At 74.5% G+C, this 20,945-nt stretch carries 22 protein-coding genes; 5 read left to right on the top strand and 17 right to left on the bottom strand.

The features are described 5' to 3' along the window. Positions 1 to 18: 18 nt before the first annotated feature. The 3 genes from GEV43_RS16615 to GEV43_RS16605 are packed head-to-tail and all read right to left on the bottom strand — an operon-like array spanning position 19 to position 3,975. Complete coding sequence (locus tag GEV43_RS16615) at positions 19 to 2,835, bottom strand: helix-turn-helix transcriptional regulator (RefSeq protein WP_160821482.1); 2,817 nt, start codon at positions 2,833 to 2,835, stop codon at positions 19 to 21. Positions 2,836 to 2,845: 10 nt separating this feature from the next. After that, positions 2,846 to 3,457: a DsbA family protein gene (locus GEV43_RS16610; RefSeq protein ID WP_160821481.1), complete on the bottom strand. Its 612-nt coding sequence runs from the start codon at positions 3,455 to 3,457 to the stop codon at positions 2,846 to 2,848. Next, the gene (locus GEV43_RS16605; RefSeq protein WP_160821480.1) at positions 3,454 to 3,975 is read right to left on the bottom strand and encodes a nuclear transport factor 2 family protein; all 522 of its coding nucleotides are present in this window, start codon (positions 3,973 to 3,975) and stop codon (positions 3,454 to 3,456) included. The genes GEV43_RS16610 and GEV43_RS16605 overlap by 4 nt, the downstream gene beginning before the upstream one ends. 245 nt (positions 3,976 to 4,220) lie before the next feature. Here GEV43_RS16605 and GEV43_RS16600 point away from each other — a divergent pair, with 245 nt between their 5' ends. Beyond that, positions 4,221 to 4,772: a hemerythrin domain-containing protein gene (locus GEV43_RS16600; protein WP_160821479.1), complete on the top strand. Its 552-nt coding sequence runs from the start codon at positions 4,221 to 4,223 to the stop codon at positions 4,770 to 4,772. Between the two features lie 207 nt (positions 4,773 to 4,979). Next, positions 4,980 to 5,174, top strand: a complete 195-nt coding sequence (locus GEV43_RS16595; protein WP_160821478.1) for a hypothetical protein — start codon at positions 4,980 to 4,982, stop codon at positions 5,172 to 5,174. A 48-nt stretch (positions 5,175 to 5,222) separates the two neighbouring features. Here GEV43_RS16595 and GEV43_RS16590 read toward each other — a convergent pair whose 3' ends face one another. The 3 genes from GEV43_RS16590 to GEV43_RS16580 form a co-directional block, all read right to left on the bottom strand. Beyond that, the gene (locus GEV43_RS16590) at positions 5,223 to 5,999 is read right to left on the bottom strand and encodes an MgtC/SapB family protein (protein WP_160821477.1); all 777 of its coding nucleotides are present in this window, start codon (positions 5,997 to 5,999) and stop codon (positions 5,223 to 5,225) included. Positions 6,000 to 6,220: 221 nt separating this feature from the next. Beyond that, positions 6,221 to 6,412 (bottom strand): hypothetical protein, encoded by a 192-nt coding sequence (locus GEV43_RS16585; protein ID WP_160821476.1) that lies wholly within the window; start codon positions 6,410 to 6,412, stop codon positions 6,221 to 6,223. A gap of 36 nt (positions 6,413 to 6,448) precedes the next feature. Next, the gene (locus GEV43_RS16580; protein WP_160821475.1) at positions 6,449 to 6,790 is read right to left on the bottom strand and encodes a DUF3140 domain-containing protein; all 342 of its coding nucleotides are present in this window, start codon (positions 6,788 to 6,790) and stop codon (positions 6,449 to 6,451) included. Between the two features lie 115 nt (positions 6,791 to 6,905). Here GEV43_RS16580 and GEV43_RS16575 point away from each other — a divergent pair, with 115 nt between their 5' ends. Then, positions 6,906 to 7,862, top strand: coding sequence for a YihY/virulence factor BrkB family protein (locus tag GEV43_RS16575; protein ID WP_309239669.1), 957 nt, complete (start codon positions 6,906 to 6,908; stop codon positions 7,860 to 7,862). Positions 7,863 to 7,873: 11 nt separating this feature from the next. Here the strand turns inward: GEV43_RS16575 and GEV43_RS16570 are convergent, their stop codons facing one another. From GEV43_RS16570 to GEV43_RS16540, 7 genes are all read right to left on the bottom strand, one after another. Next, positions 7,874 to 8,791 carry a polysaccharide deacetylase family protein gene (locus GEV43_RS16570; protein ID WP_309239668.1) on the bottom strand — a complete coding sequence of 306 codons (918 nt, stop codon included), beginning with the start codon at positions 8,789 to 8,791 and terminating at the stop codon, positions 7,874 to 7,876. 37 nt (positions 8,792 to 8,828) lie between these two features. Beyond that, on the bottom strand, positions 8,829 to 9,884 hold the full coding sequence (locus GEV43_RS16565; RefSeq protein WP_309239667.1) for a nitronate monooxygenase: 1,056 nt from the start codon (positions 9,882 to 9,884) through the stop codon (positions 8,829 to 8,831). 113 nt (positions 9,885 to 9,997) lie between these two features. Beyond that, positions 9,998 to 11,092, bottom strand: a complete 1,095-nt coding sequence (locus GEV43_RS16560) for an NAD(P)-dependent alcohol dehydrogenase (RefSeq protein WP_160821473.1) — start codon at positions 11,090 to 11,092, stop codon at positions 9,998 to 10,000. 49 nt (positions 11,093 to 11,141) lie between these two features. Further along, positions 11,142 to 12,392 (bottom strand): cytochrome P450, encoded by a 1,251-nt coding sequence (locus GEV43_RS16555; RefSeq protein ID WP_160821472.1) that lies wholly within the window; start codon positions 12,390 to 12,392, stop codon positions 11,142 to 11,144. 175 nt (positions 12,393 to 12,567) lie between these two features. Beyond that, a complete protein-coding gene (locus GEV43_RS16550; RefSeq protein ID WP_160821471.1) occupies positions 12,568 to 13,332 on the bottom strand; it encodes a crotonase/enoyl-CoA hydratase family protein in 765 nt (254 codons plus the stop codon). A gap of 83 nt (positions 13,333 to 13,415) precedes the next feature. Beyond that, the gene (locus GEV43_RS16545; protein WP_160821470.1) at positions 13,416 to 14,012 is read right to left on the bottom strand and encodes a PaaI family thioesterase; all 597 of its coding nucleotides are present in this window, start codon (positions 14,010 to 14,012) and stop codon (positions 13,416 to 13,418) included. A gap of 51 nt (positions 14,013 to 14,063) precedes the next feature. Then, positions 14,064 to 15,701, bottom strand: a complete 1,638-nt coding sequence (locus GEV43_RS16540; RefSeq protein WP_241682933.1) for an acyl-CoA dehydrogenase family protein — start codon at positions 15,699 to 15,701, stop codon at positions 14,064 to 14,066. Between the two features lie 202 nt (positions 15,702 to 15,903). Here GEV43_RS16540 and GEV43_RS16535 point away from each other — a divergent pair, with 202 nt between their 5' ends. Both GEV43_RS16535 and GEV43_RS16530 read left to right on the top strand, forming a co-directional pair. After that, positions 15,904 to 16,641: a PaaX family transcriptional regulator C-terminal domain-containing protein gene (locus GEV43_RS16535; protein ID WP_160821469.1), complete on the top strand. Its 738-nt coding sequence runs from the start codon at positions 15,904 to 15,906 to the stop codon at positions 16,639 to 16,641. Between the two features lie 161 nt (positions 16,642 to 16,802). Beyond that, on the top strand, positions 16,803 to 18,248 hold the full coding sequence (locus tag GEV43_RS16530) for an amino acid permease (protein WP_309239666.1): 1,446 nt from the start codon (positions 16,803 to 16,805) through the stop codon (positions 18,246 to 18,248). On the opposite strand, the gene GEV43_RS16525 is transcribed toward GEV43_RS16530, so the two are convergent. From GEV43_RS16525 to GEV43_RS46860, 4 genes are all read right to left on the bottom strand, one after another. Next, complete coding sequence (locus GEV43_RS16525) at positions 18,238 to 19,359, bottom strand: zinc-binding dehydrogenase (RefSeq protein ID WP_160821468.1); 1,122 nt, start codon at positions 19,357 to 19,359, stop codon at positions 18,238 to 18,240. The genes GEV43_RS16530 and GEV43_RS16525 overlap by 11 nt on opposite strands. Further along, the gene (locus tag GEV43_RS16520; protein ID WP_160821467.1) at positions 19,356 to 19,772 is read right to left on the bottom strand and encodes a thioesterase family protein; all 417 of its coding nucleotides are present in this window, start codon (positions 19,770 to 19,772) and stop codon (positions 19,356 to 19,358) included. The genes GEV43_RS16525 and GEV43_RS16520 overlap by 4 nt, the downstream gene beginning before the upstream one ends. Positions 19,773 to 19,947: 175 nt before the next feature. After that, complete coding sequence (locus tag GEV43_RS16515; protein ID WP_160821466.1) at positions 19,948 to 20,550, bottom strand: superoxide dismutase; 603 nt, start codon at positions 20,548 to 20,550, stop codon at positions 19,948 to 19,950. 155 nt (positions 20,551 to 20,705) lie between these two features. Next, positions 20,706 to 20,858, bottom strand: coding sequence for a hypothetical protein (locus GEV43_RS46860; RefSeq protein WP_164717195.1), 153 nt, complete (start codon positions 20,856 to 20,858; stop codon positions 20,706 to 20,708). Positions 20,859 to 20,945: the final 87 nt, after the last annotated feature.

Below are 20,945 nucleotides of genomic sequence, written 5' to 3'. Positions count from 1 at the left end.
TCGCCTTGGCGCGCGGTGCTAGGTGAGGGGGAGGCGGGAGAGTTCGCCTCGGGACGCCACGCCGAGCTTCGGGTACGCCTTGTAGAGGTGGTAGCCGACCGTGCGCGGGCTGAGGAAGAGCTGCGCGCCGATCTCGCGGTTGCTCAGGCCCGTCGCCGCGAGCCGTACGACCTGGAGCTCCTGCGGGGTGAGGAGGGCGAGCAGGTCCGCGCCCGCCTCGGCGGCGGAGTCGGCGAAGCTCTCTCCGGCGGCGCGCAGCTCGGTACGGGCGCGTTCCGCCCAGGGGACGGCGCCGAGCCGTTCGAAGGCGTCCAGGGCGGAGTGGAGTTGGGCGCGCGCGTCGTTCTTGCGGCGCGCGCGCCGTAGCCATTCGCCGTACAGCAGCTCGGTACGGGCCCGTTCGAAGGGGATGCCGCCCTGGCGGTGCAGCTCGACCGCCTGGGTGAAGTACTTCTCCGCGTCGTCGTCCGTAGCGAGGAGTGCGGCGCAGCGCAGCGCGACGGCCTCCGCCCACGGCAGGCGTACCTGCGCGGACCATTCGCGGTACCAGGCGGCGGCGTCCGCGCCGCGTTCGGGACGTCCCGAACGGACGGCGGCCTCGACCAGGTCGGGGAGGCTCGCGATCGCGCCCTGCCGGTTGGGCGGGCCCGCGACCAGCTCCGACAGCCGGTTCAGCGCCGCCTCGTGGCGTCCCGCGCCGAGGTCGAGGAGGCCGAGCGCGGCGACGGCGTGCACGCTGCTCGGCGGTACGTCGCGCGCGATCGCCTCGGCGGCCAGTTCGGCGCAGCGCTCCTCGTCCCCCCGCATCGCGGCGATCAGCGCGAGCACGGTCGCCTGGTAGACGCGGATGCGGTGCTGCCCGGTGTCGGCCGCGATCCGCATGCCCTCGTCGGCGGCGGTCAGCGCGTCGCGCGTACGGCCGAGCATGAGCAGCGTCCGCGACAGGGGCATCAGCGTCAGCGACAGCAGCCCGATCGCGCCCTCGTCGCGGAACCGGCGCTCCAGCGACGCGGCGATCTCGTGCCCGCCCCGCACGTCGCCGAGCATCAGGTGCCACATCGCGAACCGGACGACGTCGCGCGGGCTCAGGCAGTCGCGCATGCCGTCCAGCAGTTCGCGCAGCGCCGCGACGCCGTCGGCGGCCCCGGCGGCCCCGGCGGCGCCGAGCGGGTTCTGCCCCGCGAACACCCGCGCGAGCGCGCGCACGTACGGGGCGTTCGGCGCGCCCATCTCCTCCGCGCGGCCGGCGATGCGTTCCAGCTCGGCGAGGTCGCCCGCGTTCCCGGCGGACGCCGCGGCCTGGAACAGCAGGTGCCCGGCGGTGTACGGCTCGGCGCCCGCGACGGAGACGGCCTCCTCGACCAGCAGCCGGGACGCCTCGCGCGTGCGGTCCTGCTCGTCGGCGAGGGCCGCGCGCAGCAGCACGAGCCCGGCGCGCTCGCCGTCGTCGGCCACGTCCGGCGCGGCGCGGCCCGCGAGCGCGAACGCCTGCTCGGCCTCGCCCGCGTCGGCGGCGGCCCGCGCGGCGGCGGCGAGGCGGCGGCCCCGGTCGGCCGGGTCGGGGCTGAGCCGCGCCGCCCACTCGTACATGGACGCCGCCGCGTGCTGCCCGCCGCCCTGCCGCTCGCCCTCGGCCGCCTCCTCCAGCGCGGCGGCGGCCCGCTCGTCGTGGCCGGTCGCGGCGTTCGCGAGGTGCCAGGCGCGGTGGCAGAGGTCGCCGCTCGCCGCGTACGCCTCGGCGAGGGCCGCGTGCGCGCGGAGCCGGTGCCCGACGGGCCGCCCCTGGTAGACGGCGCTGCGGATCAGCGGGTGCCGGAACTCCAGCCGTCCCTCCGCCGAACGGACCAGCCGCGCCCGCTCGGCCGGCTCCAGGTCGGCGACGCCCGCGCCGAGCCGTCCGGCGGCGTCGAGGACCGTGCCGAGCCCGCCCTGGTCGTCGGACGCCGCGACGAGCAGGACGGTGCGGGTCGCCTCGGGCAGCTCCTCGACCCGTTCGGCGAACGTCCGCCAGAGCCGCCCGAACGTCGCGGTCACGGGCCGCGCGCCGCGCGCCGGGTCGGCGGCGGGGTCCGGCGCGGGGACGGACGCGGGGCCCGGTCCCGTCCGGGAGGCGCCGACGGGGAGTTCGAGCAGGGCGAGGGGGTTGCCGCGCGCCTCCGCGAGGATCTCCCGGCGGACGTGGGCGGGCAGTCCGGCGGCGCGCTCGTCGAGGAGCCCGGCCGCCGCCGCGTCGTCCAGGCCGGTCAGCCGCAGCTCCGGCAGGCCCGGCGCGGGGAACTCGGGGGCGTCGGGGTCGCGTGCCGCGAACAGCATCACGATCGGCTCCGCCTCCAGCCGCCGCGCCGCGAACAGCAGCGCCTCGGCGGACGCGCCGTCCAGCCACTGCGCGTCGTCCAGCAGGCACAGCAGCGGGCGCTCCTCGGCGAGGTCGGACAGCAGCGTCAGGACCGCGAGGCCCACGAGGAACCGGTCGCCGCCGGTGGCGGCCCCGGGCGCGGCGGCCGTCGCCGGGTCCGCGGGCGCGGCGGCGTTCGCGCCGACGCCCATGCCGAGGGCCCGGCGCAGCGCCTCGGCCTGCGCGTCCGGCAGCGCGCCGACGCGGTCGAGGTGGCGGCCGAGGAGCAGGTGCAGCCCCGCGTAGGGCATGCCGAGTTCGGACTCGACCCCGGTCCCGCGCAGGACCCGCAGGTCGGCGGCCTCGGCGGCGCGGTCGAGGAGCGCCGACTTGCCGATGCCCGCCTCGCCGCGCAGGACGAGCGTCCCGCTGCGTCCGGCGCGGGCCCGCTGGAGCAGCAGCTCGATGGCGGCCAGTTCCCCCTCGCGACCGTGCAGCATGGCCCCAACCCTATTCAACCTGCGCCAACGCGGCCATTTCGAGCTCCGCCGCGAGGGCCTCCTCGGACTGCGCGCCCGCCAGCGGCGGCCGTCCCCCGATCAGGAACACCGGGACGCCCCGCACGCCCGAGGCCCGCACCCGTTCCAGCGCGGCCCGCGTCTCCCCGGCCGCCGCGCCGTCGCTCCACGGCACCCCGATCTCGGCGGCCAGCGAACGCAGCGTCGCCGGGTCGGCCACGTTCAGCGCGTCGGTGTGGTGGGCGCGGAAGAGCCGTTCGACCATCGCCTCGCCCCGGCCGTGCGCGGACGCCACCGCGATCAGCCGGTGCGCGTCGAACGTGTTGGACATCACCGCGCCCTCGTGCCGGAACGTCAGGCCCTCCTCCGCGGCCTTCGCCGTGATCCCCGCGATCGCGTCGGAGGTCCCGTCGCCGAACGCGCGGCGCAGCACCTCCGTCTTCGGCTCGCCCTCCACCGTCGCGTCCGGCGCGAGGCGGTACGGCAGGAACCCGACGTCCAGCACCCCGCCCCGCGCCCGGAACCGTTCCGCCACCCGCTCGAACCGGGTGAACGCGAAGTACGACCACACGCACGGCACGTCCAGAACGATCTCGACCCTCATCGCCGGGCACCCGCGCCCGCGGCGGCCGGGGCCGCGCCCTGGTCCTGGTCCTGGGCCGGCTCCTGGCCCAGGTCCTCGCGGATCGGCGGCTCGCCGTTGAACCACACCGGGTGCACGTCCAGCCGCCTGAACCGCCACGCGCCGTCCTCCGGCGAACGGACCGCCTCGCCGTCGAAGTAGCCGCCCACGTCGAAGTGCGCCCCGGGTTCCAGGCCCCGCGCCTCGACCGTCGAGTCCAGGTGGACGTGCACCATCAGCGCGTTCCACCGCACGTCGGCGCGGTCGCCGTCCACCGTGATCACGTAGTTGGAGCCGATGTGCTGGGTGCGCTGGAACCGGCCGACCGCCACGGCCGTCCCCTCCGCGATCCCGGCGCGGCCGGAGTGGTCGCCGACGGGCGTCCGGGACACGAAGTCCTCGGTGTGGAAGCCCGCCGCCCATTCCGCGTCGAAGACGCGCTCGTCCAGGCTCAGCAAGTACCGGTCGATCAGCGCGCCGATGCTTCGGATGTCGTCCATCGTTCCCTCCGGGTCCAGGTGCTCCGCCCTTCCGGACGTTCCGGGAGGGCACTGACGACGCTAGGAGCGCGACCACCGCCCCGGCATCCGTCACCCGACCGGTCTCCCCGACCGGGATGACCGGCCGCCCCGCCGTCTTCCGCCGGCTGGGGCCCGGCCGGACCGGGCCGGATGGTTGAGATCCGCTGCCGGGGTACCGCCACCTTGATGACCGGAGCGCCATCCGAGACCAGAGGGGGACGATCATGACCCGGACGGACCACTCCGTCGTCGACCTGCTGAAAGCCCAGCACGACGAGATCCGCGGGCTGTTCGACGAGGTCGAGAAGAGCACCGGGACGGCCCGCGCCGAGGCGTTCGACCGGCTGCGGCACCTGCTGGCCGTGCACGAGACGGCCGAGGAGGAGGTCGTGCACCCGTTCGCGCGCCGCTCCCTGGACGGCGGCGGCAAGGTGATCGACGCGCGGCTGGAGGAGGAGAACCACGCCAAGAAGACCCTCAGCGAGCTCGAACGGCTCGGCACGGACGCGCCCGAGTTCGCGCCGCTGTTCGGGCGGTTCCACCGGGACGTCGAGGAGCACGCCGAGCGCGAGGAGCGGGAGGAGTTCCCGAAGATCGCGGAGAACGCCTCCGCCGAGCAGCTCCGGGGCATGGCCGCCGCGGTGAAGGCCGCCGAGGCGACCGCGCCCACCCATCCGCACCCGGGCACCGAGTCGGCCGCCAGGAACCTGGCCGTCGGCCCGCTCGCCTCCGTGGTGGACCGGGCCCGCGACGCCATCCGCAAGTCCCGCGGCTGACCCCGCCGCACCCGCCCGCCAGCGCGCCGCCCGGCACGACCGCCCGACGCGACCGCCCGACGCGACCGCCCGACGCGACCGCCCAGCGCGTCCGCCCAGCGCGTCCGCCCGCGCTCCGCTTGGTGCGGCCGCCGGGCACATCCGCTGGTGCGGTCGGTCGGCGGGGTGGTCGTACGTCGCACGTTCAACGGCCCCAGGGAGGGGAGCATGACGAACGATCGCAGGAACGACGCGGACAAGCCGCTCGCGGATCGCCGCGCCGAGCAGGGCGCGCCGCAGGAGGACGCCGAGCAGGACTTCGCGGACGAGCACGCGCCCGGTCCGACCGACCCGCCCAACGCCGAGGCGGAGGCGCCCGGCGGCGAGGAGGAGGGCTACAGCCCGCAGACCGAGGTCCCCTGACCGGCGGTCACCGGGCTCCCCGGCCCGCCGTCGGCCGTTCGTTCCCCGTCACTCGCTGTCGTCGTCGGTACCCGTGCCGACGGTGACGCCGACGATGTCGGGCAGTTCGCTCAGCACGCCGGTGAGGTCGGGGACCGAGCCGGTGCCCTCCAGCACCAGCGTGACCACCGCGTTGCCGCGCCCGCGGCCGGGCCGCTCGTCCCGGTCGCGGCGCTCGTCGCGGCCGAGGTCGGAGTCGTCCGGGAGGTACTCGCGCTCGACGGCGACCTCGGAGACCACGAACCCCCGGCCGGTGCACTCCATCAGCGTCCGCCGCAGCGCGCCCCGGCCGTCGCGGTAGACGAGCCGGACGCGGTGCGTGTCGGGCCGCCGGAACCGGCCGAGGGGCAGCGAGCGGGCGAGCCAGCTCAGCCCGTACACGACCAGGAAGTGGCCCGCCGTCACCGCGACCGCGAGCACCGGCAGGCCGCCGCCCGCCGCCATGCCCACGGCCGCCGTCACCCACACCACCGCCGCCGTGGTCAGACCGCGCACCGCGTCCCGCCGAACGAAGATCAACCCGCCGCCGATGAACCCGATCCCCGACACGATCTGCGCCGCCACCCGCGACGGATCGAACGCGACGTTCTGCCCCGGCACGTTGTCGAAGCCGTACTTGCTGACCAGCATGAACAACGCCGCACCGACCCCGACCAGGGTGTGCGTGCGCAGGCCCGCGCTCTTGTTGCGCAGCCCGCGCTCCAAGCCGATCGCGGCGGACAGCACCAGAGCCAGCAGCAGCTCGCCGAGCTGCGTCCAGCCCTGGCCGGGGGAAAGGTCGATCACCCCATCCCCCTACCCACGCTCGTCGCCTTGATCCACTCGGGCGCGTGGGCCGCGACACACGGGCGGCCCGCCCGCCCCGGCGCTCGGCCGGGACGGACGGGCCGCCGCGCCGCGCCCGCGATCGGGCGCTCAGCCGGAGCGGTCGGTTCCGCCGCCGTCAGTCCCTGGCGCCGACAGCCCGGTCAGTCCTCGGGGCTGTCGGTCCAGTCCTGGCGCTGTCGTCAGTCGGGGTGCTGAGGCCGCTGGTCCGGGGGCGTGCCGCCGCCCTTGCCTCCGCCCTTGCCGCCCTTGTCGGTTCCGTGAGCGTGGCCCTTGGAACGGGACGACTTCGGGTCGGTGGCCTCGGGCGCGGGTTCCTCCGTGACGGCGGTCCGCCCGGATCGGCGCATCTCGGGTTGCTGCGGGTTCGGCATGTGTCGTCTCCCTCCGGTTCGTCTCCGGTGCTCCCGCTACGGCTTCAGGGGATCGTGGCCGACGTTCATGAGCGAATGCCGCCAGTCCTCGTTCTGCACCGCCTGCGGGGGCCGGTCGTCCAGCCGGTCCTCGACGTACTCCACGACCTGGCGCATCACGTCGGCGTCGCGGGGCGTGAGGTCGACCTTCCGCTTGCGCAGCAGGTCCACGACGCGGGTGCCGAGTTCCGGGAGCCTCATGTCGGGCTCGGCCGGGAACGCCTCCTCGCCGGACGCCTCGGTGAGCAGCCAGGTGCGGAGCTCGTCGCTGGTCATGTTGACGACCTGGTGGAACTCGTCCCAGACCAGCTCCGCGTCGGCCGGGGTCGGTTCAGTCATGATCCCTCCCTGTCCGTCGGGCCACTGTCCTACCCGGGAGCGGGCAGGGCATTCGAGCGCATCGACCCGTTCTGAGGGGGTAAGCCCCCGGAACCCCGGTGAGGAGGAGGATGTCGTGACGGGTAAAACTCCCGGCAAGGAGGCCCGGCTCGGGTGGCGCGGCAGGTGGGGCGTCGGGAGACGGACCGTACGGGAGTTCCGGAACGACAACCTGGTGGACTGGGCGGCGGCCCTCACCTACTACGGCGTGCTGTCGCTGTTCCCCGCGCTGATCGTGGCGGTGTCGCTGGTCGGGCTCGCGGGCGCCTCGGGCACCAAGACCCTCGTCGACAACGTCCGGCAGCTCGCGCCCGGCCCGACCCGCGACACGCTGATCGGCATCATCGAGAGCCTGCGCGGGACGGCGCCGACGGCCGGGCTGATGGCCGCCGCCGGACTGCTGGTCGCGCTGTGGTCGGCGTCGAAGTACGTCGCGGCGCTCATCCGGGCGCTCAACGCGGTGTACGACATGCCCGAGGGCCGTCCGATGTGGAAGCTCGCGCCGCTGCGGCTCGCGCTGACGCTCGCGATGGTCGTCCTGCTCGGGGCGAGCGCGCTGGCCGTCACGTTCACCGGACGCCTCGCGGAGCAGGCGGGCCGCGTGCTCGGGCTCGGGTCGGCGTTCGTCACCGCGTGGGGCATCGTGAAGTGGCCCGTCCTGCTGCTCGTGGTGATCGTCGCGATCGCGACGCTGTACTGGGCCGCGCCGAACGTGCGGCGGCCCGGCTGGCGCTGGATGACGCCGGGCTGCGTGTTCGCGGTGCTGGTGTGGGTGGCGGCGTCGGCGGGGTTCGCGGTGTACGTGTCGGGCTTCGGCACCTACAACCGGACGTACGGCGCCCTCGCCGCCGTGATGGTCTTCCTCGTCTGGATGTGGCTGTCCAACATCGCCATCCTGCTCGGCGCGGAGCTCGACGCCGAGCTGGCCCGCGGCCGCCGGATCAGCGAGGGCGAGATCACCGACCACGAGCCGTTCGCCGAACCCCGCGACACCCGCAAGATCAGCGACCGCGAGGGCCTGGCCGAAGCCTGACGCGCCGCCCGTCAGCGGGGACGGGCGGGGGGCTGGACGTAGTCCTCCAGGCGGGCGACGGCGAAGCCCCTGCTGCGGATGTGCTTCAGCATGTGCGCGAACATCCGTGTCATCGACTCGCCCTTGAGCGCGTCCGGCCCGCGGAAGTGCGCGAGCAGCACGTCGCCCGGGTACAGCTTCTTGCCGGGGTCGTCGTACTGCATGTCGTGGATCTGCATCGACGCCTTCCACAGCACGATCCCGTGGACGCCGCAGGACGCCGCGGCCTGCTGCGTCAGCGAGTTCCACGAGCCGAACGGCGGCCGGAACAGGATCGGCGCCGTCCCGTAGTGCCTGGTCAGGACCTTCTGGTCGCCGCAGATCTGCTGCCGCTGCCCTTCCAGCCCGAGCGTGGTCATCTGCGGGTGCGTGAGCGTGTGGTTCTGGACGTGGTCGCCGAGGTCCCGGATCGGCTTGAAGTAGCCGTAGTCGTTCAGGATCGACTGGTCGGTCAGGAACATCGACACCGGGACCTTCAGGTCGCGCAGCATCTCGACGAACCTCGGGTCCTTCTCCTGGCCGTCGTCGATCGTCACGAAGACGACCCGGTCCTTGGTCGGCACGTTCGAGAACACCCGCGCCGACTTCGCGGGCAGCTTGAGCGGCTTGACGACCGGCGGCGGGGGCGCGGGCCGCATCGGCTTGAGCCCCCACTTCGCCCACGTCGCCGCGCTCGGCCGTTCGGTCGCGTGCTCGCCCGACACCGGATCGGCGGAACGTTCGGCGTGGGTGCCGCCGTGCGCGGCCGGCTTGTCGCACCCGCTGCCCAACGCCGCCAGCACCGCGGCGAGCGCCGCCGCCCCCGCCGCCCGGCGCGCCGCGGCCCGCCCCGTCCCGCCGCCGCGCCCACCCGCGACTCCGCCCCCATGCACACCGCGCACACCGCGCACGCCGGCCTCCCCGATGACCCCGATACCGCCGTAATGATCACAAACCTACGCCACGTCCGGCCACGTGAACGCCCCGGCCGCCGTGGTGGGGCGCGGCGTCAGGCGTCCGCCGCGAGGGCCGCGACGACCTGCTCGGCGGGGGCGTCCGAGGCCAGCCGGAACGACTCGCCCGCCCACAGGTTGACCACGTCGGCGTCGCCCCGCGCCGCGCCCGCCTTGCGCAGCGGCGAGGTGACGTAGTGGACGTCCGGGTACGCGGCGGGCGCCTCCCCGAGTGCTCGGCGAGGAAGCGGTTGACCAGGCCGCGCGCGGGGCGTCCGCTGAACGCCCTGGTCATGGCCGTGCGGGTGAAGCGCGGGTCGGCGAGGGCGGCCTTGTGGACGGTGCTCGCGCCGCTCTCCGGGCAGCGCAGGAACGCCGTGCCGCACTGCGCGGCGACCGCGCCGAGCGCCAGCGCCTCGGCGACGTGCGCGGCCGTCGCGAGCCCTCCGGCCGCGATGACGGGCTGCCGGGCGGCGTGCCGTACGGCGCGCACGAGGTCCCGCACCGGCGGGACGTCGCCGAGGGTGTTGGCGAACGAGCCGCGGTGCGCTCCGGCCTCCGCGCCCTGCACGCACAGCGCGTCGGCGGACGCCGCCTGGCGCGCCTCGTCCGCCGAGGTGACGGTCGCGATCACGACCGCGCCCCTGCGCTGGAACGCGCGCACGACGTCGTCGGAGGGGAACCCGAACGTGAAGCTCACGTACGCGGGCGGGTCGGCGAGCAGGTCGGCGACCTTCGCGTCCCAGTCGTCGTCGCGCGCCCGCGGCGTGCCGGGCTCGACGCCGAGCCGTTCGGCCTCGGGCAGCAGCCGGTCGCGGTAGGCGGCGACCGCCGCGTCGTCGATCCCGTCGCGGGACGGCATGAACAGGTTCACGCCGAACGGCTCGCCCGTCAGCCCGCGCGTCCGCTCGATCTCGGCGCGCGTCGCGGCGGCGGTCTTGTAGCCCGCGCCGAGGAACCCGAGCGCGCCCGCCCGCGCCACCGCGGCGACCAGTTCGGGCGTGGACGTGCCGCCCGCCATCGGCGCCTGGACGACCGGGTGCTCCAGCATCGTTCACCTCGTTCCCGAGGGCCCGCGTCGGCCCCTCCCCCTCCCGGCAACCTAACCGGCGCGGCCCGCGGTCACGCGGCCGCCTTCACGAATCGTGAACGCGGCCGAAGGGGCTAGGGGATCAGCACGGGCTTGACGACCTCGCCGGACAGCGCGTCGGCCTCGGCCCGGTTGATGTCGGCGAGCGGGTACGTCCGGATGAGCCGGTCGTAGGGGAAGCGGCCCTGCCGCCACAGTTCGACCAGCTTCGGGATGAACGTCTGCGGGACGACGTCGCCCTCGATGATGCCCTTGACCGTACGGCCCATCAGCATGAGGGACGGGTCGAGCCGGTACTCCTCGCTCCCGACGCCGACCAGGCCGCAGACGCCGGTCGTGCGCAGGGACGCGACGGCGGCCGACACGACGGACGGGACGGCGGTCGTGTCGAAGGAGTACTGCACGCCCTCCCCGCCCGAGATCGCCCGGATCCGCGCGGCGAGGTCGCCCTCCGCGCCGTTCAGCGTGTGCGTCGCGCCGAGCTCGCGGGCGAGGTCGAGGCGGGACTCGTGCAGGTCGACCGCCACGATGGTGGTCGCGCCCGCGATCCGCGCGGCCATCACGGCGGCGAGGCCGACCGCGCCCGTCCCGAAGACCGCGAGGGTGTCGCCCGCGCGGACGCCGAGCGCGACGAGCACCGAGCCCGCGCCGGTCTGCATGCCGCAGCCGAGCGGGCCGAGCGTCTCCAGCGGCGCGTCGTCCGCGACGGGCACGACGTTGCGGGCGGTGCCGAGCGCGTGCGTCGCGAACGACGACTGCCCGAACCACCGGCTGTGGACGGGCGCCCCGCCGCCGTCCGTCACGCGCGGCATCCCGTCCGGCGGGACGGACGCCATGTTGAGCGCCGCCATCCGCGCGCAGTTGCCGGGCAGCGCGGCGCGGCAGTTGGCGCAGCCGCCGCACGAGTCGATGGACAGCACCACGTGCGCGCCGGGCGCGACCGCGGTGACGCCCGGCCCGACCGCCTCGACCACGCCCGCGCCCTCGTGCCCGAGGACCACCGGTTTCGCGACGCGGCCGCCGGGCGCGCGGCCGAGCAGGTCGGTGTGGCACATCCCCGTCCCGGCGATCCTGACCAGCACCTCCCCCGGTCCCGGGTCGGCCAGGTCGAGCGGCTCGATCGTGTACGGGGCGTCGGCGGCGCGCAGCACCGCGGCCTCGATCCGCATGCGGGCTCCCTTGCCGGAGTGGGAAGGCGGGGTCGGGGAGGCGGGGGGGTCAGGTCCTGAGGGTGTAGCGGACGGGCAGGCGCTTCAGCCCGCCCACGAACGTGGTCGCGACGCTCTCGGCCGGCCCGGCGGCCTCGATCGACTCCAGCCTCGGGATCAGCTCCTCGAAGAACGCGCGGACCTCGATGCGGGCGAGCGCCGCGCCGAGGCAGTAGTGCACGCCGAAGCCGAACGCCAGGTGCTTGTTGGGGTCGCGGCCGACGTCGAAGCGGAACGGGTCGTCGAAGACGGCCTCGTCGCGGTTGGCCGACGGGTACGACAGCAGCAGCGCGTCGCCCTTGCGGACGGCCGTCCCGTTCAGCTCGCAGTCCTCGGTCGCCGTCCGCATGAACTCCTTGACGGGCGTGACCCAGCGGATCATCTCGTCCACCGCGTACGGCATGAGGGACGGGTCGGCGCGCAGCCGCGCCAGCTCGCCGGGGTGCTCCAGCAGCGCCAGCAGCCCGCCGGAGATCGTGGAGCTGGTGGTGTCGTGCCCGGCCGTCGCGATGATCACGTAGTAGGAGGCGGTGTCGAGGTCGTTCAGCGGCGCGCCGTCCACCTCGGCGTTGGCGATCGCGGAGGCGAGGTCGTCGGTCGGGTCCACGCGGCGCGCCTCGGTGAGCCGCTGGAAGTAGGCGAAGAAGTCGAGCAGCGTCGCGATCTGCTCGTCCGGCGCCTCGCCGCGCCGCATCTCGTCGTCGGCGCCGCCGAACAGCTCCTGGGTGAGCTTCAGCATCCGGTCGAAGTCGGACTCGGGCAGCCCGAGCAGCGACAGGATGACGTACAGCGGGAAGTGCACCGCGACCTGCTGGACGAAGTCGCACTCGCCGCCGAGCTCGACCATCCGGTCCACGTAGCGGCGGGCCAGCTCGCGGACGCGCGGTTCGAGGGCGCGCATCGCCTTCGGCCGGAACCAGTCGGCGCCGATCGCGCGGACGACCCGGTGGTCGGGGTCGTCCATGTGGACCAGCGTGCGCAGCGCGGAGCCCTGCCGCGCCCGCTCGGCGTTGATCGCGTCGAACGCGGCGGTGGTGAGCATCGGGCGCGGGGCGTTCAGGAAGAGCTGGTGGTCGCGCTCGACCTCCATCACGTCGGCGTGCCGGGTGACCGCCCAGAACGGGTTGTAGCCCGGCCTCTCGACCCGGTGCACGGGCGACTCGCGGCGCAGCAGCGCCAGCGCCTCGTGCAGCCGCGCGTCGTCGGCGTACGCCCCCGGATCGGCGACCGTCCGGCCCGCCTCGTCCACCGTCAAGGTCATTCTCGGCTCCCTGGGTCTCCCGCTCCGGGCGCCCCCGCCGCGCTCGCGGCGGCGGCGCGTCCCGGCCGCCCGCAAGGGGAACCTAGAACCCGAATGTCGTTCGGTCAACCGCCCGCAACGGTACGGCCAGCGTACGCCGGGCGGCGCGATCGCCTCGGCCGGTCGCGCGGGGATCTCAGATGTCGGTGAAGTCGCCGTGCCGTCCGCGGCCCGCCGCGAACCGGGCCGCGCCCTCCACCGCCTCGCCGAGGGCGCGCATGCCGTGCGCCAGCTCGCCCGCGATGGCCTCGGCCTCGCCGAGCCCCTCCTGTTCGAGGACGGACATGCGGTCGCCGCGCATGCAGGTCTGCGGGAAGCGGGCGATCTCGGCGGCCAGCTCCTCGGCCGCCGCCCGCGCCCGCCCCGTCGGGACGAGCCGGTTGGCGAGGCCGATGTCGTACGCCTCGCGCGCCGGGACGGGCCGACCCGTGAGGATCATGTCCATGGCGCGGCTCGTGCCGATGAGGCGCGGCAGCCGCACGGTCCCGCCGTCGATCAGCGGGACGCCCCAGCGGCGGCAGAACACCCCGAACACCGCGTCCTCCTCCGCCACCCGCAGGTCGCACCAGAGCGCCAGCTCCAGCCCGCCCGCGACGGCGGGCCCGGCGACGGCCGCGATCACCGGCTTGGACAGCCGCAGCCGCGAGGGCCCCATCGGCCCGTCGCCGTCCGCCGCGACCCGGTTGCCGCGCCCGTCCGCGACGCCCTTGAGGTCGGCGCCCGCGCAGAACGCCCCGCCCTCGCCCCACAGCACCGCGACCGACGCGTCCGGGTCGGCGTCGAACGCGCGGAACGCCGCGGCGAGCGCCTCGGCGGTCGGGCGGTCCACCGCGTTGCGGACCTCGGGACGGGACAGGACGACCGTGGTCACCGGTCCGTCGCGCTCGACTCGTACCGCCATCGGCCTCTCTCCGTTCGGCTCTCGCGCGGGTCGCGCGGTCGGGTGCGGGGCGCCTCGGGTGCGGGGCGCCTCGGTTCAGGCGTTCAGTTGAGGCGTTCCTTGGTGAAGTGCTCCTCGGGGACCTCGACGAACAGCGCGGCGGCGCGCACGGCGACCGGGCCGTCCGGCGCGCCGATCCGCCCCTCGCCCTCGACGTACGCCTTGCGGCCGTGCACGCCGTTGCACCAGGCGCGCAGGCGGACGGTCGCGCCGACCGGCACGGGCGCGAGGAAGTCGGTCTCCAGGCGGCCGGTGACGTAGCGCCCGCCGAGCCGCCACGCCACCGAGCCGAGCACCTCGTCCATCGCGGTCGCGAGCAGGCCGCCGTGCGCGAGGCCCGGCGCGCCCTGGTGGACGTCCCGCACCGCGAACTCCGCCTCGACCGACGTGCCGTCCACCCGCGTCTCCACGATCCGCAGGCCGGACGGCGAGTCGCCGCCGCAGCCGAAGCAGCCCTGGTAGTCGTCCCGCGCCGGGCTGCTCGCCCGGGGGAACGGCGCGCCCGCCGCCGGCGCCGCCGCGCCCGCGGGCGGGGTGGTCCGGGACGAGGCCGGGCCGCGGCGCCGGACCGGGCCGTCCGGCGCCGCGGAGGCCCAGACCTCCAGGTCTTCGCCCGAGACGCGGTCAGAGGGGATCGTCATGCTTCTCCTGTCACAACCGAACATAATTCGGTCACGAGGGTACGGCGTGCCTCACTCCCGATCGTCCACCAGGGCTCCGTCCGCGAGCTCGCCGAACCGTTCGAGCTCCTCCGCCGGGGCGTCGATCCCGCGCAGCGGCCCCGCGTCGGCGAGGTGCTCGCGCGCGTACAGCCGGGCCACCAGCGCCTTGCGGTCGCCGCCGGAGTCGGCGCGCTCCCAGCCCGCCTGCTCCAGCAGCAGCGCCGCCGCGTAGACGTCCGCCATGTACCGCGCGAGCGGGAACAGCCGCGCCTCGGCCGCCGCGCCGTCCAGCTTCTCCCACGTCGCGATGGTCTCCCGGAGCCGCCCGATCCGCTCGTGCACCAGCCCGGCCGTGGCGTCGTCGCCGGACGGCGCGCGCCCCGCGGCCTCCTCCAGCCGTTCGAGGAACGGCTCGTGCGCCCGCTCCCGCGCCATCGCGCGCCGCACGTCCAGGCACAGGATGTTGTCGCCGCCCTCCCAGATCGGGTTGACCTGCGCGTCGCGCAGGATCCGCGCGACGGGCCACTGCTCGATGTAGCCGTTGCCGCCGTGGATCTCGATCGCGTCGCTCGCCGCGGTCACGCCGAGCCGCGCCGCCCGCAGCTTGATCAGCGGCGCGCCGATCCGCAGCCGGGACGGCCCGAGGTAGCCGTCGTAGACCAGCGCCTGCGCGGCCTCGGTCTCCACGATCAGCTCCGCGAGCTTGCGGCGCATCAGCGGCTGGTCGGCGAGCGGCGCCCCGAACGCCTCGCGCGCACGGGCGTAGCAGAGCGACTCCACCAGCGAGCGCCGCGCGCAGCCGAGCCCCATCATCGAGATGCCGAGCCGCGCGCCGTTCGTCAGCTCCATCATCCGGGCCAGCCCCTTGCCGTCGCCGGCCTCGCCCTCGACGGGCGCGCTGGTGGCCGGGGCCAGCAGGAACGCCTCCGCGTCCGTGAACTCGATCTCCGCCGACGCCACCGAGCGGGTGCCGAGCTTGTCCTTGAGCCGCCGGATCCGGATCCCGTTGCGCGAGCCGTCCCGCCGCTCCCTCAGCACGAGGAACGGCGCGATGCCGCGCACGCCGTCCCGCGCGCCCTCCGGCTTGGCGAGCACCACGAACGCCGACCCGTTCGCGTTGGAGGCGAACCACTTCAGGCCGTTCAGCCGCCACGCGTCGCCGTCCGCCGTGGCCGTCGACTCCAGCGCGCCGAGGTCGGACCCGCCGGACCGCTCGGTGAGCATCTGCGCGGCCTCGCCCGAGAACGCGCCGTCGCGGAAGATCTCCCGCACCCGCTCCTTCACGTCGTCCGGCGCGAACAGCTCGGCGAGCCCCACCACCATGTCGCCGCCCGTCCCGAGGGCGCACGCCATCCCGATGTCGGCCTGGTCGAGCAGGTAGCTCCACGTCACCGCGAGCGGTGCGGGATCGACGCCCGCGGCCTTGGCCTCGGCGAAGAACGCCGGGCTGGTGAACGACGAGGCGACCATCTCCCTGCGCGCGTTCTCGAACGAGGCGGGCATCACCACCTCGCTGACGTCGCGTCCCCACCGGTCGTACTTCTCCAGCCGGGGCGGGTTGCGGTCGGTCTCCTCGGCCCAGGCGTTGACGGGCCCGCCCGTCAGCGCCCCGAGCGCCTCCAGCCTCGGCTCCGCCCACGCGAGCCCGTCGCCGAGGTGCTTGCGCATCAGGAACCGCAGCGTCGGGTCGCAGGTGTACCAGTTGAGCCCCGCGGCCCCCGGTACCGCTCGGTCGCGTACCGCCGTGCCTTGTCCGGAGTCCCGAACGGGAGCCGGTCCGTCGCCTCAACGAGATAGCCCATGCCCCCGGACATTACACTTGCCTTGCACGCGACGGAAGAGTGTAATCCGGCTAGGCTCCGGGGCAGCCATGACGACCAGGACCCTCGGCATCCGCCCGCTCACCGCGCGCTCCGTCGTGCTCAGCACGCTGCTGGGCCTGCACCCGCCCCGCCTCCCGGCGCGCTACCTCGTCCGCGTCGGCGAGCTGTTCGGGATCGCCGAGGGGACGATCCGGGTCGCCCTCTCGCGCATGGTCACCTCCGGCGACCTCGTCCAGTCGGACGGCGGCTACGAGCTGACCGACCGCCTGCTCAGCCGCCAGGCCCGCCAGGACGAGAGCCGCTCCCCCCGGACCCGCCCGTGGGACGGCGCCTGGGAGATCGCCGTCATCACCGCCGACCGCCGTCCCGCCGCCGACCGCGCCGCCCTCCGCCAGGCCATGTCCGAACTGCGCCTGGCCGAGCTGCGCGAGGGCACCTGGCTCCGGCCCGCCAACCTCACCCGCCCCCGCCCGGAGATCGTCACCCGCCAGTGCACCTATCTGTCGGGCCGCCCCGAGCAGGACCCGGCCGCCCTGGCGTCCGCCCTCTGGGACCTGGACGCCTGGGCCGCGCACGCCGAGGCGCTCCGGCACGCCGTGGACGCGGCGGACACCCTCGCTGACCAGTTCACGGTCTCCGCCGCCGTCCTGCGCCACCTCCTCAACGACCCGCTCCTCCCGCCCGAGCTGCTTCCCCCGTCCTGGCCGGGCCCCGCCCTCCGCGCCCACTACGCCGACTTCGAGACCCGCTTCGAACGCCTCCTCACCCACCACCTGACCGCCTGACCGCCCCGTCCGGCGGCGGGCGGCCGTCCCGGCCGCCGACTCGAAGTCCGGTACGGACGTTCTTTCCCGAATTGTGATCTTGCGCACGCAGGTTTCCGGCGCGGGGCGGGAAGACCTCTTCGGTGGACCGCGCAGCGCGGCGCGGGCGAGGAGGTAGTGCCGTGGCCCCCGACGTGCTGAACGGGATGCTCCGCCGCAAACCCATCGAGCAGATCGAGGACGAGTCGCCGGGCGGGGGGCTGCGGCGCACGCTCGGACTGTGGCAGCTCACCGCGATCGGCGTCGGCGGGATCATCGGGGCGGGGATCTTCTCGCTGGCCGGGGCCGTCGCGAACGAGAAGGCCGGGCCCGCGGTGCTCATCTCGTTCCTGGTCGCGGGCGTGGCGAGCGCCGCCGCGGCGTTCTCCTACGCCGAGTTCGCCGGGCTGATCCCCCGGGCCGGGTCCGCCTACACCTACGGGTACGCGGTGCTCGGCGAGTTCACGGGATGGGCCATCGGCTGGGACCTGCTGCTGGAGTACACCGCGATCGTGTCGGTGGTCGCGATCGGGATATCCGGCTACTTCAACGACCTGCTCGGCTTCATGGACGTCGACCTGCCGCTCTGGATGGTCGGCGCGCCGGGCACCGAGCCCGACGGCGTCGCGGACGGCAGCTACAAGGTCAACCTGTTCGCGGCGCTGCTCTGCCTGCTCATCGCGTACGTGCTGAACCTCGGCATGAAGAACGCCGCCCGCTTCGAGACCGCCCTGGTGTACCTCAAGGTCGGGATCGTCCTGCTGGTCATCGTCGTCGGCGTCTTCAAGATCAAGACCGGGAACTACTCGCCGTTCCTGCCGTTCGGGTTCTCCGGGGCGTTCACCGGGGCGGCGACCGTGTTCTTCGCCGTGTTCGGGTACGACGCGATGAGCACCGCCGCCGAGGAGTCGCGGGACGCGCGCAAGCACATGCCGAAGGCGATCCTCTACTCGCTCGCGATCTCGATGGTGCTGTACGTCCTCGCGTGCCTCGTCCTCACCGGCATGGTCGACTACAAGGACATCAACCCCACCGCGGCGTTCTCGTCGGCGTTCAAGTCCGTCGGGCTCGACACGATCGGGATCATCATCGCGGCCGGCGCCATCCTCGGCGTGCTGACCGTGATGTTCACGTTCATGCTGGGCGCGACGCGGGTGTGGTTCTCGATGAGCCGCGACGGGCTGCTGCCCGCGTGGTTCGCCCGGACGCACGCGGCCCGGCACGTGCCGACGCGGATCACCTGGATCCTCGGCGCCGGGTCCGCGGTCATCGCCGGGTTCCTGCCCATCGGGGAGGCCGCCGAGCTCACCAACATCGGCATCCTGCTGGCGTTCATCGTGGTGTGCGTGGCGGTCATCGTGCTGCGCTACCGCCGGCCCGACCTGCCCCGCGAGTTCCGCACGCCCGGGATGCCGCTCGTCCCGGCGATCGGCGTGGGGTTCTCGATCTGGCTGATCACGTTCCTCCAGTGGCAGACCTGGGCGCGGTTCGCGGTGTGGTTCCTCCTCGGCGTGGTCGTCTACTTCGCCTACAGCCGCCGCCACTCGCACCTGGCGCGCCCGGACGGCGGCGCGCAGATCAGAAAGTGACCACCTGCCGTACGGCGTCGCCCGCGTGGAGGCGGTCGAAGCCCTCGTTGACCTCGTCGAGCGTGAGGCGGTGCGACAGCAGGGCGTCCACGGGCAGCGTCCCCGAGCGGTACATGCCGATGAAGCGCGGGATGTCGCGGCGCGGCACCGACGAGCCGAGGTAGCTGCCGCGCAGCGTCCGCTCCTCGGCGACGAGGCTGAGGGCGGGCAGCGTGAGGGGCTCGCCGGGCGCGGGCAGGCCGACGGTCACGGTCGTCCCGCCGGGACGGGTCGCCGCGTACGACTGCTCCAGCACCGGGACGACGCCCGTCGTGTCGATGACCTTCTCGGCCCCGCCGCCCGTCAGCTCCCTGATCTCCTCCACCGCGCCGGGCCCGCCCGCGACCGCGTGCGTGGCGCCGAGGCCGAGCGCGAGGTCGCGCTTGTGGTCCACCACGTCGATCGCGACGAGGGTCGAGGCCCCGGCGGCGCGGGCGGCGAGGAGCGCGGCGAGGCCGACGCCGCCGAGGCCGAAGACCGCGACGGTGTCGCCCGGCCGGACGGCCGCGCTGTAGAGGGCGGCGCCCGCGCCGGTCAGCACCGCGCAGCCGAACAGGGCCGCGATGTCGTACGGCAGGTCCGCGTCGATCTTGACGGCGGACCGCGCGGACACGACCGTGTACGCCGAGAACGCCGAGACGCCCAGGTGGTGCGCGGGGCGCGTGCCGTCCGGGTAGGCGAAGCGCCGGCCGCCGCCGAGCAGCGTGCCCGCGCCGTTGGCCGCCGCGCCCGGCCCGCACAGGGCGGGACGGCCCCCGACGCACCGTTCGCAGTGCCCGCAGGCCGGGACGAACGCCAGCACGACGTGGTCGCCGGGCGCGAACTCCGTCCCCTCGCCCGTCTCCACCACCTCGCCCGCCGCCTCGTGCCCGAGCGCCATCGGCAGCGGGCGCGGGCGCGAGCCGTTGATCACCGAGAGGTCGGAGTGGCAGAGCCCGGCGGCGCCCACCCTGATCAGCAGCTCGCCCGGCCCCGGCGGGTCCAGGTCCAGCTCGGCGATCTCGACGGGACGGGACGCGGCGTACGGAGCCGGGCGGCCCGACTCGACCAGCACGGCGGAACGGGTCCTCACGCGGCCACCAGCCTCTGCATCTCGGCGCGGATCGGGTCGGCGATCTCCACGGGCCGCCGGGAGCCGCGGCCCACGAACACGTGCACGAAGTGCCCCTCGGCGACCAGCGTGCCGTCCGAGGAGCGGACCATGCCGATCTCCCACCGGACGCTGGAGCGGCCGAGCTTCCCGACGCGCATCCCCATCCGGATCGTGTCGGGGAACGACACCTCGGCCTTGTAGACGCAGTGCGACTCCACGCACATGGCGATGGCGTCGCCGGCCAGGGGGTCGAACCCGGCGGTACGGATCATCCACTCGTTGATCACGGTGTCCATCAGCGCGTAGTGGACGACGTTGTTGACGTGCCCGTACACGTCGTTGTCCTGCCACCGCGTCGGCACCGTCTCCCAGTGCGGGTAGTCGCTCGTCACGGCCGCCAGTGTATGAACCGGCCGGTAACCGCCCGCCCCCAGGGCCGCGGGAACGCGGGGAACGCGGGCGCGGCGCCCACCGGGCCGCAAGGAAAGGTTCTGAGCACGATCCCGGCCCGGTGGACGCCGCGGCTTGGTCGGCGCCACGGCGGTCAGGACCGTGGCGCCGGGCTCGTCAGGCCGTGCGGGCGGCGTCGAAACGGCGGGTGACGTCGGTCCAGTTGACCAGCGACCACAGCTTCTGCACGTAGTCCGGGCGCACGTTGCGGTACTGGAGGTAGTACGCGTGCTCCCAGGCGTCGAAGACCAGCAGCGGGGTGGTGTTCATCCCGACGTTGCCGTGGTGGTCGTAGATCTGCTCGACCACCAGGCGCTTGCCGAGCGGCTCCCAGGCCAGCACGCCCCAGCCGGACCCCTGCACGAGCGAGGTCGCGTTGGACAGCTGCTTGCGGAACGCGTCGAACGAGCCGAAGTGCTCGTCGATCGCCGCGGCCAGCTCGCCCTCGGGCCGGTCGCCGCCGTCCGGGGACAGGTTGTCCCAGAAGATCGAGTGCAGCACGTGGCCGGACAGGTTGAACGCGAACGTCTTCTCCAGGCCGACCAGACCGCCGAACTGTTCCTTGTCGCGGGCCTCCGCGAGCTTCTCAAGGGTGTCGTTGGCGCCCTTGACGTAGGCGGCGTGGTGCTTGGCGTGGTGCAGCTCCAGGATCTCCCCGGTGATGGCCGGCTCCAGCGCCGCGTAGTCGTAGGGCAGATCGGGCAGCGTGTAGTTCGACATGATCGCCACTATTGCAAATGAATTGCAGGTACGTCCAACATGCAACACCGTCCGGAGACGCGTCGGGCCCGTGACCTGGGTCACGGGCCCGGACGTTTCGGACAGCCGTCATCGCCGCGCCCGCCGTCACCGCGAGCGCGCCGTCCGCGACCGCCTCAGTGGCGCTTGCCGCCGCGCAGGCGGGCGAGCAGGCTGCGCGCCTTGGCCTGCGTGCGCGGGTCGCGGGCCAGCCGCTGGGCCTTGGCGCGGGTGCGCTGGCCCTGGGGACTTCGCAGGTAGTGCTTGATCCGGTCGACGATGGATGCCATGTCGTTCTCCTCGGCCCTGCCGTAGGGGAGCGTGCGGCGCCGGGTCGGCCGCCTCACCAGGACAACGTGCCCACCCACCGGAAAGTT

Origin of the sequence: Actinomadura sp. J1-007, from assembly GCF_009793335.1 — a bacterium.
GTDB lineage: Bacteria > Actinomycetota > Actinomycetes > Streptosporangiales > Streptosporangiaceae > Spirillospora > Spirillospora yumaensis.
Note: the sequence above shows the minus strand (reverse complement) of the source record. Positions and strands in the feature narration are given on the sequence as shown.